The 15,995-nt window shown below is 66.5% G+C and carries 14 protein-coding genes; 7 read left to right on the top strand and 7 right to left on the bottom strand.

The genetic code is table 11. From position 1 onward, the window contains the following. Window positions 1–170: 170 nt before the first annotated feature. Window positions 171–1,475 (top strand): amidase, encoded by a 1,305-nt coding sequence (locus tag PSV26_RS08500; protein ID WP_300569782.1) that lies wholly within the window; start codon window positions 171–173, stop codon window positions 1,473–1,475. Between the two features lie 228 nt (window positions 1,476–1,703). On the opposite strand, the gene PSV26_RS08495 is transcribed toward PSV26_RS08500, so the two are convergent. The 5 genes from PSV26_RS08495 to hutC are packed head-to-tail and all read right to left on the bottom strand — an operon-like array spanning window position 1,704 to window position 6,404. Beyond that, entirely contained in the window at window positions 1,704–3,089 is a 1,386-nt protein-coding gene (locus PSV26_RS08495; RefSeq protein ID WP_300569780.1) for a formimidoylglutamate deiminase, read from the bottom strand. Continuing rightward, on the bottom strand, window positions 3,079–3,879 hold the full coding sequence (gene hutG, locus PSV26_RS08490; protein ID WP_300512521.1) for an N-formylglutamate deformylase: 801 nt from the start codon (window positions 3,877–3,879) through the stop codon (window positions 3,079–3,081). Before hutG ends, PSV26_RS08495 begins: the two co-directional genes overlap by 11 nt. Further along, the gene (gene hutI, locus PSV26_RS08485) at window positions 3,876–5,090 is read right to left on the bottom strand and encodes an imidazolonepropionase (RefSeq protein ID WP_300569777.1); all 1,215 of its coding nucleotides are present in this window, start codon (window positions 5,088–5,090) and stop codon (window positions 3,876–3,878) included. The genes hutG and hutI overlap by 4 nt, the downstream gene beginning before the upstream one ends. Next, on the bottom strand, window positions 5,087–5,647 hold the full coding sequence (locus PSV26_RS08480) for a HutD family protein (RefSeq protein WP_300512523.1): 561 nt from the start codon (window positions 5,645–5,647) through the stop codon (window positions 5,087–5,089). Before PSV26_RS08480 ends, hutI begins: the two co-directional genes overlap by 4 nt. A gap of 46 nt (window positions 5,648–5,693) precedes the next feature. After that, entirely contained in the window at window positions 5,694–6,404 is a 711-nt protein-coding gene (gene hutC / locus PSV26_RS08475) for a histidine utilization repressor (RefSeq protein ID WP_300569774.1), read from the bottom strand. 94 nt (window positions 6,405–6,498) lie between these two features. Between hutC and hutU the strand changes: the two genes are divergently transcribed. The 5 genes from hutU (at window position 6,499) to PSV26_RS08450 (ending at window position 12,512) form a co-directional block, all read left to right on the top strand. Beyond that, window positions 6,499–8,217, top strand: a complete 1,719-nt coding sequence (gene hutU, locus PSV26_RS08470; protein ID WP_300569771.1) for a urocanate hydratase — start codon at window positions 6,499–6,501, stop codon at window positions 8,215–8,217. A gap of 27 nt (window positions 8,218–8,244) precedes the next feature. Next, window positions 8,245–9,828 (top strand): histidine ammonia-lyase, encoded by a 1,584-nt coding sequence (gene hutH, locus PSV26_RS08465; protein WP_300569768.1) that lies wholly within the window; start codon window positions 8,245–8,247, stop codon window positions 9,826–9,828. Between the two features lie 53 nt (window positions 9,829–9,881). After that, on the top strand, window positions 9,882–10,826 hold the full coding sequence (locus PSV26_RS08460) for an ABC transporter substrate-binding protein (protein ID WP_300569766.1): 945 nt from the start codon (window positions 9,882–9,884) through the stop codon (window positions 10,824–10,826). Between the two features lie 114 nt (window positions 10,827–10,940). Continuing rightward, window positions 10,941–11,714: an ABC transporter permease gene (locus tag PSV26_RS08455; RefSeq protein ID WP_300512533.1), complete on the top strand. Its 774-nt coding sequence runs from the start codon at window positions 10,941–10,943 to the stop codon at window positions 11,712–11,714. Between the two features lie 6 nt (window positions 11,715–11,720). Further along, window positions 11,721–12,512, top strand: coding sequence for an ABC transporter ATP-binding protein (locus PSV26_RS08450; RefSeq protein WP_300512535.1), 792 nt, complete (start codon window positions 11,721–11,723; stop codon window positions 12,510–12,512). A gap of 31 nt (window positions 12,513–12,543) precedes the next feature. On the opposite strand, the gene PSV26_RS08445 is transcribed toward PSV26_RS08450, so the two are convergent. Further along, window positions 12,544–13,044 (bottom strand): PaaI family thioesterase, encoded by a 501-nt coding sequence (locus tag PSV26_RS08445; protein ID WP_300569763.1) that lies wholly within the window; start codon window positions 13,042–13,044, stop codon window positions 12,544–12,546. Window positions 13,045–13,215: 171 nt separating this feature from the next. Between PSV26_RS08445 and PSV26_RS08440 the strand changes: the two genes are divergently transcribed. Then, window positions 13,216–13,920 carry a glutathione binding-like protein gene (locus PSV26_RS08440; RefSeq protein WP_300569760.1) on the top strand — a complete coding sequence of 235 codons (705 nt, stop codon included), beginning with the start codon at window positions 13,216–13,218 and terminating at the stop codon, window positions 13,918–13,920. 9 nt (window positions 13,921–13,929) lie between these two features. Here the strand turns inward: PSV26_RS08440 and PSV26_RS08435 are convergent. Further along, on the bottom strand, window positions 13,930–15,995 hold a 2,066-nt coding region (locus PSV26_RS08435; RefSeq protein ID WP_300569757.1), incomplete at its 5' end, for a cation-translocating P-type ATPase.

Here is a 15,995-nt window from a genome sequence, read left to right as displayed (position 1 = left end):
CGAACGGTATATGAACAGTATTTGGGCTGGCAACCTATTTTTGCAAGCAAAAAGTACCTCCAGCCCTTTCCAGTCGCGCGCAAGCAGCTATCAACTTCATAGCGACCGGCAGTGCTGCGCAGTCCGCCCCGCACAGCAAGCACCAACGCAATGCGTTAAGGTAAGGCCCCATGAACACCCCCTCTTCCACCCAGAAACTTGAGGCGGCGCTGGCCGCGATCGCTGCCGCCGGCGATGAAGGACGGCGCATCTTCACGCGGCTCTACCTTGAGACCGCCCGCACGGCCGCGAACGCCGCCGACCGGCGCGCCGCTAGCGGCCAGTCGCTGGGCGCGCTGGACGGCCGCATCGTCTCGATCAAGGACCTGTTCGACGTGGCCGGCGAAACCACCACCGCCGGCTCGGCCCTGCTGCGCGAGGCCGCGCCGGCGGCCCAAGACGCCGTGGTGGTCAGCCGCCTGCGTGCGGCCGGCGCCGTGATCATCGGCAAAACCAACATGACCGAGTTCGCCTTCTCGGGCATCGGCATCAACCCGCACTACGGCACGCCAGGCAACGCGCTGGACGTCAGCCGCATCCCGGGCGGCTCGTCCTCGGGCGCGGGCGTGTCGGTGGCGCGCGGCATGGCCGACATCGCCATCGGCTCGGACACCGGCGGCTCGGTGCGTATTCCCTCGGCGCTCAACGGCCTGGTGGGCTTCAAGCCGACCCAGGCGCGGGTCACGCGCGAAGGCGCCTTTCCGCTGTCCTTCACCCTGGACACGCTGGGGCCGCTGTGCCGAAGCGTGGCCGACGCGGCCGCCACCGACAGCGTGCTGGCCGGCATCACCGATGAGCCTCTGCCACGGCGCGATGTACGCGGCTTGCGCCTGGGCGTGCCGCGCGGCCTGCTGTTCAGCCAGGCGCAGGACGAGGTGCTGGCCGCGGTCGAGCAGGCCCTGGCGCAGCTCGCAGGCGCCGGTGCCCAGGTCCGGGATGAAGCCCTTGACGATCTGCTAAGTCAACCCTTTCACCTCCAGGAGCGCGGCACCCTGGTGGCCGCCGAAGCCGCGTGGATTCACCGCGACTGGGTCGACAGCCGGCCCGACGACTACGACCCCATCGTGCTGGGCCGCATCCGCCGTGGCCAGACGCTGGATGCGGCGAGTTATGTCGGCATCCAGCAGGCGCGCGCCGCGCTGCTGCCGGCCTTCGATGCACGTATGGCACAGCTCGATGCCCTGGTGCTGCCCACCGTGCCGCTGCTGGCGCCGCGCATCGCCGATGTGCAGGACGAAGGTGTGTTTTTGCGCACCAACACCCTGCTGCTGCGCAACCCCTCGGTCTTCAACTTCCTTGACCTGCCGGCACTGAGCCTGCCGCTGCCGCGCGGCGGCGCGCTGGCGGTCGGGCTGATGCTGGTCGGCCGCCGTGGGCAGGACAGGCAATTGCTGGCGCTGGGCGCGGCGCTTGAAAGTCTGCTCGCCGGGCATTAAGGCGTCACGCGCCCGTATGACATCCAGATCGGCTGGCAGCCCTTTCTGCGCCTGCGGTGTCAGCTATTGATTTAATAGTGACGCGCCGACACAGGCGTGGCCGGCATCTTCGGGGGCTGGCGCGCAGACGCCGATTTTTGATGGCGGATTGAGCCGCAATCCATGGTGACGATCATGCGGATCCGGTTTGCAGGCATGAATCCCGGACCGCGTGCGGAATCACAAGTCTCAAGCCCACAAGGCCTTCATCGCCTGGACGAAATCCCCCGCCAGGCGCGGCCAGCCGGCCACCTGCCCGCCACTGACCACGCGCTGCCCCGCCACAAACACCTCGCTGAAACGCGCGTCCGGGCTCGAAAACACCAGAGCGTCCAGCAGGTGATCGGCCGCAATGCCCAGCAGCGCCGGCGACGTGGTATCGACGACGACAAAATCCGCGCGCTGGCCGGGCGCGATGCCGCCCAGCGGCAGCGAGGTGGCGGCGTGCCCGCCGGCCAGCGCGGCGTTGAACAGGTTGTCCGCGCTGCTGGTGCCGGCCAGCAGGCGGCCCGCGATGTTGCGCCGGCGCAGAGTGAGCCGCTGCGAATATTCGAGCAGGCGCAGCTCTTCCTGCCAGCTGCGCGTGACATGGCTGTCCGAACCGATGGACCAGTGGCCGCCCGCCGCAGCGTAAGCCGGCAGGTCAAACACGCCGTCGCCGAGATTGGCCTCCGTCGTCGGGCAAATCACAATCGCCGCGCCGCTGCGCTGCACACCCTGCAGTTCGGCCACGGTGGACTGGGTGGCGTGCACCAGGTTCCAGCGCGCATCAACCGGCGCATGGGCCAGCAGCCACTCGACAGGCCGGGCGCCCAAAGCGGCGACGCAGTCCTGCACTTCCTGCACCTGCTCGGCGATGTGGATGTGCACCGCCATGCCGCCCGCATGGGCTGCCGCTGCCACCTCGCGCAGCGCCGACGCGTCCACGGCGCGCAGCGAGTGCAGCGCCAGGCCAGTGTTGACGTGGCGGCCACCCTGGCGCGCCACGCCCTCGGCCAGACGCAGCACCGAATCGGGCGTGGAGGCAAAACGCCGCTGGTCCTCGCGCAGGCCGGCGGCGGCGAAGCCGGACCGCATGTACAGGGTGGGCAGCAGGGTCAGACCCATGCCCACGCGCTGCGCGGCACGCACCAGCGCCAGCGACATGGCCAGCGGGTCGGCATACGGCTGGCCGTCACTGGCGTTGTGCAGGTAGTGGAACTCGCAGACCTGGGTGTAGCCGGCCTGCAGCAGCTCGGCGTACAGCAGCGCCGCCACGGCTTCGAGCTGGTCGGGCGCGATGCGCAACGCAGCGCTGTACATGCGGTCGCGCCAGCGCCAGAAGTCGTCCTGGCCTGCAGCCGAGCGCTCGGTCAGCCCGGCCATGGCGCGCTGGAAAGCGTGGCTGTGGGCGTTGACCAGCCCCGGCAACACCGGCCCGGCCAGGCGCAGCGCGCCGGCCTGCGCTTGCTCCACCGCGTTGGGTTCGATGCTGGCCCAGGTGCCGTCGGCCGCCACCGCCAGCAGCACCTCCTGCGTCCACGCGCCGTCCACCCAGGCCTGGGGCGCGACGTAACGCGTCACTTCACCGCGCATACAACTTGTGGGTAGCAGCCAGACTGCTTGTCACCAGATTTTTCAGCACGGGTTGAATCCTGTGCGCCAACATCTCATCGTAGGCAAACGGCGCCACTTCCTGCATGTACAGGCTCTGGCACTTTTCAAGCTGCACCGCATGGACGTCCTGGTCCGGCCGGCCGTAGTGCCGCGTGATGTAGCCGCCCTTGAAGCGGCCATTGACGATGCTGCTGACACCGGGGATGCCGGCACAGGCGGCAGCCGCGGCGGTGGTGATGGAGTCATCCGCCGCCGCACCATTGGCGGTGCCGATGTTGAGATCGGGCAAGCGGCCCTCGAACAGCCAGGGGATCTCGGAACGGATGCTGTGCGCGTCCCACAGCAGCGCAAACCCGTGCTCGGCCTTCAGGCGCGCGAGCTCTTGCGCCAGCGCCGCATGGTAGGGCTGCCAGTAGGTTTCTCGCCGACGCAGGCGTTCGGCTGCATCGGGGGCCCGGCCCTCCTTGTAGAGGGCGTCGCCGTTGAAAAAATGCGTCGGACACAGCTCGGTGTTCGACGCGCCAGGGTACATGGGCGCATCGTCGGGCGGGCGGTTCAGGTCAATCACATAACGCGAATACCGCGGCGTGATCACGCTGGCGCCCAGCGCGGGCAGGAAATCGTACAGCCGCTGCAGGTGCCAGTCGGTGTCTTCCACACCCAGGGCACGTTCGGCGTAATCGCCGCGCAGCTCTGCGGGAATCTCGGTGCCGGTGTGCGGCATGCTGACCAGCAGGGGCGCGCTGCCCCGGTGCAGGATATAACTCATACAAGGTCACCCTTGAAAACAGTCTGGAGGCGTGGGTTGGAGCCGAAGGCATAGGCCAGTTGGGCCGGGTGCGCAACATCCCAGAGTACAAAGTCGGCACGTTTGCCGGCAGCGATCACGCCGCGGTCGGCCAGCCCCAGCGCGTTGGCCGCATGGCGCGTCACGCCGGCCAGCGCCTCCTCGGGGGTCAGGCGGAACAGCGTGCAGGCCATGCTGAGCATCAGCAGCAGCGAGCTGCAAGGCGAGCTGCCGGGATTGCAGTCGGTGGAGATCGCCATCGGGACACCGTGCTCGCGCAACAGGGCCACTGGCGGCAACCTGGTTTCGCGCAGGAAATAAAACGCGCCCGGCAGCAGCACCGCCACGCTACCGGCCTGGGCCATCGCGGCCGCGCCGGCATCGCTGAGCCACTCGAGGTGGTCGCAGCTGAGGGCGCCATAACGCGCCGCGAGCTGGGCGCCGCCGCTGTCGCTGAGCTGCTCGGCATGCAGCTTGACCGGCAAGCCGAGCGCGTGGGCCGCCAGAAACACCCGTTCTGTCTGGACCGCGCTGAAGGCGATGCGCTCGCAAAACGCATCGACCGCATCGACCAGCCCTTCCGCATGCAGCAACGGCAGCATGCGCACCACTTCGTCGATGTAGGCGTCAGGACGGCCGGCAAACTCGGGGGGGATTGCGTGGGCGCCCAGAAAGGTGGTGCGCACCTCCGCCGGCTGGCTGCGGCCCAGCGCGCGCGCCACGCGCAAGGCCTTGCGCTCATGTTCGATCGCCAGGCCGTAGCCGGACTTGATCTCCAGCGTGGTCACGCCTTCGGCGATCAGCGCCTGCAGCCGTTTGAGGCTTTGCGCTTGCAGCTCCGCTTCGCTCGCGGCGCGTGTGGCTTTCACCGTCGAGGCGATGCCGCCGCCGGCGCGCGCGATGTTTTCGTAGCTCGCGCCCTGCAGGCGCAACTCGAACTCCTGGGCGCGGTCACCAGCATAAACAATATGGGTGTGGCAATCGATCAGACCGGGAGTGATCAGCGCGCCGCCGGCGTTGTGTTCACGCGTGCAACGTGCCGCCTGGTCGGCCGGCAGCCCGCTGCGGCGGCCCACCCAGGCGATCTGCCCATCTTCGACAAGCAGCGCGCCGTCTTTGATCAGGCCGTAAGGCACGGCATGACCGGCCTGCAGTGTGGCAATGTCACAGTGGGTCCAGAGCTGCACCGTCATCGCGCCATTTCCATCCACAGTGCGGTGCTTGCCTCGATACGCACCGAGGCGCCATCGGCCAGCGCGCGCCAGGCCAGGGTGTGCGGCGGCACCGTTACAAACTTCCTGTTGACCTGCACGGTCACCGGCTCGTCCCAGGCATACACGGCGACACGTGTGCCAGGTTTGACCTTGACATCCAGCGCCCCCAGCACACGGACCAGGCGCGCGCTGCCACGCCCGTCCTTGAGCATCAGGTTGAAGTCCTCGGTGGGGCCGTCGACCAGCTCGCAGGCGCAGGCCTGGGCGCCGTCAAAACACAGCGGCGAACTTTGCGCCGTGAGCTCATGCACTTGTTCCCCCAGGGTCAGCCGCACCCCCGCGCCACCGAGCACGGCAAACCAGCGCTGCACCCCTTCATAAGGCGAAAAGGGGCCGCTTTTTTCGACCTCGGCCACCGAGATGCGCCAGTCCCAGTCCTGCGCCACAGGCCAGGCCAGCAGTTCACGCGTGATGCCGCCGCCGTTGCGCCAGGCCGTGGGCGCCACCTCTTCCAGGGGGATGATTTGCCAGCTCATGGGGTGCCCTCCGCTTGACGGGTTCGTGGGGGGAATGGATATCCACTCATGCCTGAAATTGTCCTGCAAAGCTGTAACGCGTGCCGGGATAAATCAGCCGGGCGACGCTGGCCACGTGGGCCCCACTGACAGTGCGCCGCATCATGGCCAGGCAGGGCTCGCCGCGTTTGATGCCCAGATGCCTGGCTTCCTGCGCCGTGGGCAGGCAGGCCTCGATCGAATAACTGGCCTCGGTCAGCGGCGCATGTTGCAGCAGGTGGTGGGTCGGGGTTGTCCGGGTGAAGTCGGTTTCCAGAAAATCGGGCGCTGCCGCCGGATTCACGTAGCGATCTTCGTACTGAATGGGAACGCCGTTTTCCAGATGCACCAGCATGGTGTGAAAAACGCGCGTGCCGGTGCGCAGCCCCAGCGATCGGGCCAGGTCGACGCTGGCCTTTTCGGCCTCCACCATCAATACCCGGGTGGTGTGCACATGGCCGCGCTCGACCACTTCTTCGTGAATGTCGCGAATCGTCAGGCGCGAGGAAATGCGGTGCAGCTCTGCCACCCGCGTGCCGGAACCCTGGATGCGTGTGACCATCCCCTCGGCCGTCAGTTCGCGCAGGGCGCGGTTGGCCGTCATGCGGCTGATGCCGAACTGCGCCGCCAGCGCCGCCTCGCTGGGCACCGGGTCGCCCGGCTTCCAGGTCCCGGCGCTGATACGGGCCTTGATGAAGGCCTTGACCTGCTCGTAGGCAGGCAATACAACTTTTGCCATGGCCCTAGATTACCCCAGTTGACACAAGTTGTATAGACAACTAGCATTTGCCGGAACGAATCTTGCGTGTCCCATCCCGCCCGGCAAGACAGCCATGAAGGAGCCACCCGTGTCAGACCTTTCGCACACCCCTTTCCTCAACAGCAAGGCCAGGCCGGTGCGCGCCCCGCGCGGCAGCGCCCTGTCCTGCGCCAACTGGCAGATTGAAGCGGCCTACCGCATGATCCAGAACAACCTGGACCCGGAGGTGGCCGAAAACCCCGACGAGCTGGTGGTTTATGGCGGCATCGGCAAGGCGGCGCGCAACTGGCCGGCTTTCGACGCCATCCTCGACACGCTGCGCAAGCTCAAACCCGACGAAACCCTGCTGGTGCAGTCGGGCAAACCGGTCGGTGTGTTCCGCACCCACACCGGCGCTCCGCGTGTGCTGATTGCCAACTCGAATCTGGTGCCCAAGTGGGCGACCTGGGAACACTTCAACGAGCTCGACCGCGCCGGGCTGATGATGTACGGCCAGATGACGGCCGGCAGCTGGATTTACATCGGCACGCAGGGCATCGTGCAGGGCACCTACGAGACTTTTGTCGAAGCCGGCCGGCAACATTTCAATGGAGATCTGGCCGGCCGCTGGGTGCTGACCGCCGGCCTGGGCGGCATGGGCGGCGCGCAGCCGCTGGCAGCGACTTTTGCCGGGGCCTGTTCGCTCAATATCGAGTGCCAGCAGTCGCGCATCGATTTCCGGCTGCGCACCAAATATGTGGACAAGCAGGCCAAAGATCTGGACGAAGCGCTGGCGATGATCAAGGAACACACCGATCGCAAGGACGCGGTGTCGATTGCCCTGTGCGGCAATGCGGCCGAAATCGTGCCCGAGCTGGCGCGCCGCGCCGCAGCCGGCGGCATGCGCCCCGACCTGGTGACCGACCAGACCTCGGCGCACGACATCATCAACGGCTACCTGCCCGCCGGTTGGAGCGTCGCCCAATGGCAGACCGCGCAAAAGGATCCGGCGCAACACGCGGCGCTCACACAAGCCGCCGGCGAATCCTGTGCCACCCACGTGAAGGCCATGCTGGCGTTTCACGCCATGGGCATTCCCACCGTTGACTACGGCAACAACCTGCGCCAGGTCGCCAAGGATTTCGGTGTGGCGAATGCCTTCGACTACCCCGGCTTTGTGCCGGCCTACATCCGGCCGCTGTTCTGCCGCGGTGTCGGACCCTTCCGCTGGGTGGCGCTCTCCGGCGATCCGGAAGACATCCGCAAGACCGACGCGAAGATGAAAGAACTCTTCCCCGACAACAAGCCGCTGCACCGCTGGCTGGACATGGCCGAAGAACGCATCAGCTTCCAGGGCCTGCCGGCGCGCATATGCTGGATTGGCCTGGGTGAACGGCACCTGGCGGGCCTGGCTTTCAACGAGATGGTCAGGTCGGGCGAACTCAAGGCCCCCATCGTGATCGGCCGCGATCACCTGGACAGCGGCTCGGTCGCTTCGCCGAACCGCGAGACCGAAGCCATGAAGGACGGCAGCGATGCTGTCAGCGATTGGCCACTGCTCAACGCCCTGCTCAACACCGCCAGCGGCGCGACCTGGGTCAGCCTGCACCACGGCGGCGGCGTCGGCATGGGGTATTCGCAGCATTCGGGCGTGGTCATCGTCTGCGACGGCACGCCCGAGGCGGCCGAACGCATAACACGTGTGTTGTTCAACGATCCGGCCACCGGGGTGATGCGCCATGCCGATGCCGGCTACGACATCGCCAAGGCCAGCGCCAAAGAGAACGGGCTGAACCTGCCGATGATCGGCTGAACCCGCCCTGGTTCGGACATCCACCCCATGCCAAACAAGGAACTCCTGATTCCCGGCCAGCTGTCCATGGCCCAGCTGCGCCGCCTTTGCGCGGCCGTGCCCCCGCCGGTGCGGCTCGAAGCCGCCTGCCGCGCCGGTGTGCGCGCCAGCGCCGCACTGGTGCACCAGGCGGCCAGCGGCGGCGCGGCGGTCTACGGCGTCAACACCGGTTTCGGCAAACTCGCCAATACCCGTATCGAAAAGAAAGACTTGGCCATCCTGCAGCTCAAGCTGCTGCGCTCGCACGCCGTCGGTGTCGGCGAGCCGCTGCCTGTGCGCGTGGTGCACCTGATCCTGCTGCTCAAGGCCGCCAGCCTGGCACGCGGTTATTCGGGCGTGCGCGAAGAGGTCATCGACGCGCTGCTCGATCTGAACAACCACGGCATCTGCCCGGTGATTCCCTGCCAGGGCTCGGTCGGTGCATCAGGCGATCTCGCGCCGCTGGCCCACCTGTGCCTGCCGCTGATTGGCGAGGGCGAGGTGTTCTACCAGGACGAGCGCCTGCCGGCTGCGAAGGCGTTGGCGCAGGCCGGCCTGAAGCCGCTGGAGCTGTCGGCCAAGGAAGGCCTGGCGCTGATCAACGGCACCCAGGTCTCGACCGCGCTGGCCCTTGACGCGCTCTTTGCCACAGAGCGCCTGTTGGAAGCAGCGGTGATCTCGGGCGCGTTGACACTGGATGCGGCACGCGGCAGCGACGGCCCGTTTGATCCGCGCATCCATGCGGTGCGCGGCCAGCCGGGGCAGATCGCCTGCGCGGCCGCCTACCGTGCGCTGACCGCCGGCAGCGAGATCCGCCGCTCCCACCTTGAAAACGACGACCGTGTGCAGGACCCGTATTGCCTGCGCTGCCAGCCGCAGGTCATGGGCGCCTGCCTGGACCAGACCCGTTACGCCGCGCAGGTGCTGATGATCGAAGCCAACGCGGTGACCGACAACCCGCTGGTGTTTGCCGACGAGGGCAGCCTGCTCTCCGGAGGTAATTTCCACGCTGAGCCCGTAGCCTTGGCCTGTGACGCGTTGGCGGTGGTGATTGCCGAAATCGGCGCCATCACCGAACGCCGCATCGCGATGCTGGTCGACACCGTGGTCTCGCGCCTGCCGCCTTTCCTCACGCCGGATGCGGGGCTCAACTCCGGCTTCATGATCGTGCACGTAACGGCGGCGGCGCTGGCGTCCGAGAACAAGTCGCTGGCGCACCCGGCCAGCGTGGACAGCCTGCCGACCTCGGCGAACCAGGAAGACCATGTGAGCATGGCCACCTTTGCGGCGCGCCGGCTGCAACCCATGCTGCGCAACACCGCCTACATCGTGGGCATCGAACTGCTGGCCGCAGCCCAGGGCATCGAATTCCTGCGGCCGCTCAAAAGTTCGGTGCCGCTCGAACGTGTGTTGCGCCTGATCCGCATCGTTTCGCCGGCCATGATGGAAGACCGCAGCCTGGCGCGCGACATCGAGGCGGTGCAGCACCTGGTGGCCAGCGGCGACATGGCGGCGGCGCTCGATGCCGATCTGCCCGAGTTGCACGCCTTGCGACTGGCCCATATCGCGCCGGCCCCCATGGCCCTGGCATGAACACTGCATACCTTCCGTCCACCCTTCCCTTCCACCGTCAACCAGGAGTCCCCATGAAAAAGCTGCTTACCCTGTCCCTCGTCGCCCTCGCCTGCCTGTCCGCGCAGGCGCAGGAAACCAAAATCACGCTGGGCATGTCGGGCTGGACCGGCTTTGCGCCGCTGACCCTGGCCAAGGAGGCTGGCATCTTCAAGAAAAACGGCCTCGACGTGACGATCAAGAAAATTCCACAGAAAGACCGCCACCTCGCGATAGCCTCGGGCGACGTGCAGTGCGCCGCCACCACGGTGGAGACCTGGATTGTCTGGAACGCCAACGGCGTGGCCACCACGCAGATCTTCCAGCTCGACAAGAGTTACGGTGCCGACGGCATGGTGGTCAAACCCAACATCGCGAAAATCAGCGACCTCAAGGGCAAGACTGTGGCTGCCAGTGCGCCCGGCACCGCCCCGTGGTTCACGCTGGCCTGGATGCTCAAGAAAAACGGCCTGAGCCCGAAAGACGTGAAGATCGTCAACCTGGAGCCGCAAGCCGCTGCCAACGCCATGATTGCGGGCACCGACGGCATCGACGCCGCCATGACCTACGAGCCTTACCTCGGCGCCGTACGTGCCAAGCCCGAAGCCGGCAAGATCATCGCCACCACCCTCGACTACCCGATGATCATGGACACCGTGGGCTGCACTCCCAAGTTCCTGGCCGACAACCCGAAAGCCGCCAAGGCCCTGGCCGACAGCTATTTCGAGGCGCTCGAGATGATCGGCAAGGAGCCGCAGAAGAGTTTTGAAATCATGGGCGCCGACGTGAAGCAGCCGGCCGACAAGTTCGAAGCCAGCCAGAAATACCTGCGCTGGCAGGACCGTGCCGCCAACCAGAAGTTTTTTGCCGGTGAACACGCCGCCTTCAGCAAGGAAGCCGCCGAGCTGCTGCTCGAAGCCGGTGTGATCAAGGCCCTGCCCGACATGAGCAAGCTGGCCGATACCCGCTTCCTGAAATAACCAACTTGTCATGGCGGGCTGGACCCGCCATCCATGCCTGAGTGCCTGATTGCAGGTGTTCGGGTCATGGATCCCGGATCGAGTCCGGCATGACAGGCCCAAATACACACAACGATGCGCCCTCTCCAACCTGTCGCCCCCGGTGTCCGCATCGCGCTGGGCATTTCCTTTTTTATCCTGTTCTTCGCGGTCTGGGCCTTCGCCACCTTCGGCGGCTACGTGTCCAAGACCTTTCTGGCCGACCCGGTGACCATGGTGCGCTCGGGTTACGACCTGCTGGCCAACCAGGGCTTCATCAAGGACATCGGCATGACGGTGTGGCGGGTGCTGGGCGGCTTCCTGATCGCCGCCGTGCTGGCCGTGCCGCTGGGGGTTCTGATGGGCGCCTACAAGCCGGTCGAGGCCTTTTTTGAACCCTTCGTGAGTTTTGCGCGCTACCTGCCGGCCTCGGCCTTCATTCCGTTGCTGATCCTCTGGGCCGGCATCGGCGAGGCGCAAAAACTCGCCGTCATTTTTATCGGCTCGTTTTTCCAGCTGGTGCTGATGTTCGCGGTGAGCGTGGGTAACACCCGGCGCGACCTGGTCGAAGCCGCCTACACCCTGGGCGCAGGGGACCGCGGCATCGTCACGCGGGTGCTGCTGCCCAGCAGCGCGCCCGAGATTGCCGAGACGCTGCGCATGGTGCTGGGCTGGGCCTGGACCTATGTGATCGTCGCCGAGCTGATCGGCGCCTCCAGCGGCATCGGCCACATGATCACCGACAGCCAGGCGCTGCTGGCCACCGACCAGATCATCTTTGGCATCATCGTGATTGGTGTGATTGGCCTTGTCACCGACTTCGCATTTAAAGCCTTGAACCGCAAACTTTTCCCCTGGGCAAGGCTGTAAGCCCTTATGAACATTCTTGAAATTTCCCAGGTCTCCAAGACCTTCGCCGGCGCCAATGGCGGCACGGTCGCGCTGCAGGCTACCGATCTCAGCGTGGCCGAGAACGACTTCATCACCATCCTCGGCCCCTCGGGCTGCGGCAAAAGCACCTTGCTGCGCATGGTGGCTGGCCTGGACATACCGAGCACCGGCAACATCACGCTGGACGGCAAGCCGGTCACCGGCCCCGGCGCCGACCGCGGCATGGTGTTCCAGAGCTACACCCTGTTTCCCTGGCTCAGCATCCTCGAGAACGTCTGCTTCGGCCTGCGCGAAAAAGGCCTGCCCCTGGCCGAGCAGCATGCGATTGCGCAACCCTTCATCCAGAAAGTGGGCCTGACGGGTTTCGAGAACCATTTTCCCAAGCAGCTTTCGGGCGGCATGCAGCAGCGCACCGCGCTGGCACGCGCGCTGGCCAACGATCCACGCATGCTGCTGATGGACGAGCCCTTCGGCGCGCTGGACCACCAGACCCGCGAGCTGATGCAGGAACTGTTGCAGGGCATCTGGGAAGCCGAGCGAAAAACCGTGCTGTTTGTCACCCACGACATCGACGAAGCCATCTTCATGGGCAACCGCGTGGTGGTCATGAGTGCCCGCCCCGGCCGCATCAAGTGCGACCTGAAGGTAGAAATTGCCCATCCACGCCACTACTCGGTCAAGACCACGCCGGTGTTCATGGAACTGAAGGCGCGGTTGACCGAGGAGATCCGTATCGAGGTGCAGCGCGCCGCCGGGCTGATGACCGAGGCCGCCTGAATAATTTCAAGCAAAAAACGGCCCTGGCCCTTTAAATGCTTGCGCCGGCAGCTATCAACTTCGTAGCAAAAAATGGATCGCGATCCTGGCCGTCGCCAATCAGCGGGCCCTGCTTGAAGATGCCGCTGATGCGCAAGGCCGGCTCGCCGTCGGCCGTCACCAGGCCCTGGATGAAGATCATGTTGCGCGTGCTGCGCAGGATGTCGGCCTGGCCCTGCACCCAGGCGCCCAGCATGGCCGGCGCCAGGTAATCGATCTGCAGGCTGATGGTCGGCAGAAAGCGCCTGTCGCTGTCGCTCTGGTACATCGCCGCGCACGGCAGCAGCATGTCCGCAAACGACGCCAGCATGCCGCCGTGGCACATCTGCAGCGGGTTGCTGTGCCGTTCCTCGACGCGAAAACCCAGCAGCAGGCGCTGGCCTTCCAGCCGTGCGTAGAACGGGCCGTTGACCTTGATAAAGGGGCCGCCAACACGCACAGGAACAAAACCATCGGGGATGGCGGACGAAGAGGAAGGAGTGACTTCAGGCATTCCTCATGCTAACCGGCGCCCGGCTTGCGGCCCGTCCGCTCGGTGACTGTCGCTTGACTGCGGGGTGATGGTCGGCCTGCGGTCTTGCCGCCGCGCGCAATACGCGTGTCGCGGGCTTGGGCTACAGTTGCCGTTCAAACAACAGCCCACCCTGCACAGTACCACCCCGCCATGAACGATCTCTCCGCCTTCCCCATCACCCGGAAATGGCCTGCGCAACATCCCGGGCGCATCCAGCTTTATTCACTGCCCACGCCCAATGGCGTCAAGGTCTCGATCATGCTGGAAGAGACCGGCCTGCCCTACGAGGCGCATCTGGTGGACTTTGCGACAAGTGACCAGCTCACGCCGGAGTTCATCTCGCTGAGCCCCAACAACAAGATCCCCGCCATCCTCGACCCGGACGGCCCGGGCGACAAGCCGCTGGGCCTGTTCGAGTCCGGCGCCATCCTGATCTACCTGGCCGAAAAAACCGGCAAATTTTTGCCGCTTGATGCCGCAGGGCGCTACGAAACGATTCAGTGGCTGATGTTCCAGATGGGCGGCATCGGCCCGATGTTCGGCCAGCTCGGCTTTTTCCACAAGTTTGCCGGCAAGGAGTATGAAGACAAACGCCCGCGCGACCGTTACGTGGCCGAAGCAAAACGCCTGCTCGGTGTGCTGGACAAGCGCCTGGAGGGGCGCAACTGGATCATGGGCAACGACTACACCATCGCCGACATTGCCACCTTCGGCTGGGTGCGCAACCTGATCGGGTTCTACGGGGCCGGTGAGCTGGTCGGCATCACCGACTTTCCGAACGTGCTGCGTGTGCTGGAAACGTTTGTGGCGCGGCCGGCGGTTGTCAAAGGCCTGGGCATACCGGCGCGGACCTGACCATGGTGGTCATGACAGCGGGCCTGCACGACCCAGGAGCTGCCCCAGCACCCGCACCAGCTCCAGCCAGACCAGACTCAGTGCCAGCAGCACGGCGGTGAGCACCAGTTCCCGGGCGCCCGGCAGGGCCAGGCCCATCAGGTCCCGCAGCCACGGCAGGCCGAGCACCGCCACCAGCAGCGCAAGCACACCGGCGGCCATGCGCCACAACCAGGGGTTGGCGGCGGCGGCCCCCAGCAACACGGGCCGCGACGGATCGCGGTTGGCCAGAATCAGCAGCATCACCGCCAGCACCAGCGTGCTGAACACCACGCCACGGCCATGTGCGGCGCTCCAGCCCTGCCCCGCCAGCCAGGTCTGCCCGGCCAGCAGCACCCCGGCCACGCCCAGGCCCTGAAACACGCCCTGCAGCAGCGGCACAGCGCCAAACGGCGAGTCCGAAACGGGGCGCGGCGGGCGCGTCATCAGGTCGCGGCCCTCCGGCTCGGCCTCGAACACGATGGAGCAGGCCGGGTCGATCAGCAGTTCCAGCAACACGATGTGCACCGGCAGCAGCAACACCGGCCAGTGCAGCAGCGTGGGCACCAGCGCCAGCGCAATGATGGGCACATGCACGGCAAACACAAACCGCGTGGCCTTGCGGATGTTGTCGTCAATGCGCCGACCCTGGCGGATGGCGGCCACGATGCGGGCAAAGCTGTCGTCGAGCAGCACCAGCGCGGCAGCCTCGCGCGCCACGTCGGTGCCGCGCTCACCCATGGCAATACCCACGTCGGCGGCCTTGAGTGCGGGCGCGTCGTTGACGCCGTCGCCGGTCATGGCCACCACCTCGCCATCGGCGCGCAGCAGCTGCACCAGACGCAGCTTGTGCTGGGGCTTCAGGCGCGCGCACAGGTCCACATGGCGCAGCCGCTGGCGCAGGGCGGCATCGTCCAGGGTTTCGATCTCGGCGCCGGTGATGAAGTCGGGGCGCTCCGACAGGCCGACCTGGCGCGCGATGGCCAGGGCCGTGGCGGGGTGGTCGCCGGTCATCATGATCACACGCACGCCGACCTGCCGGCATTCGGCCAGCGCGGCAGGCACCTCGGGACGCGGCGGGTCGGCCAGGGCGACCAGGCCGAGAAACTCGAAATCAAAGTCGTGCTGGCTTGGCGGCCAGGGCGGCGCCGCGTCCGGTGCGGTGGCCTGCCCGCTCCAGCGCCCGCGCGCCACGCCGAGCACACGCAGACCGCGTTCTGCCATGGCTTCTACCTGCCGGGCGATGGCATCACGCTGCGCCACGTCGAGGTGGCACAGGTCGGCCACGGCCTCGGGCGCGCCTTTGGTGGCCAGCAGGTGTTGCGCAGGGTAGTCACTGGCAAACACACGTGTCATGGCCAGGATCTCGCCCGACAGCGCGTATTCAAACTCGGGCTCGCGGCCGTCGTGCACATGCTCGGTGCCGGCCAGCCACTGGTGGCCAAAGTGCTGGATCGCCTTTTCCATCGGGTCGAACGGATCACCAGGCGTGGCCAGCATGGCAAATTCCACCAGCGGGTGGAATTCTTCGGCCAGGCTGTCGGCACCCTCCGGCCGGAAGTTCGCGTCGGCCGTGGCGATCTCGGCCACCGCCATGCGGTTCAGCGTCAGCGTGCCGGTCTTGTCCACCGCAAGCACGGTGATGGCGCCCAGCGCCTCGACGGCGGTGACCCGCCGCGTCAGCACCTTGTGCCGGGAGATGCGCCACGCGCCCAAGGCCAGGAACACGGTGAGGATGACCGGGATTTCCTCCGGCAGGATGGCCATGGCCAGCGCAATGCCGGAGAGCAGGCTCTCCAGCAGCGGCCGGTCGTTCCACCACCAGCCCAGCAGCACCTGGGCGCTGGCCAGCAGCAGCGCGGCCACGCCGAGCTGGCGCACCAACTTGCGCGATCGCTGCTGAAGCGCCGAGGGCGGCTCGGTGGTGGCGGCCAGGTCAGCGCCTATGCGCCCAACCGCCGTGTTGGCAGCGATGGCACAGACCTCGGCCAGTCCCACACCGCGCGTGACCACGGTGCTGGCGAATAGGGCCCCCACGCTTGCCACTTCGTGTGCTG

It is taken from the genome of Polaromonas sp. (genome assembly GCF_029945685.1).
Classification (GTDB): Bacteria; Pseudomonadota; Gammaproteobacteria; order Burkholderiales; family Burkholderiaceae_C; genus Polaromonas.
This window is presented reverse-complemented; position numbering and strand designations above follow the sequence as displayed.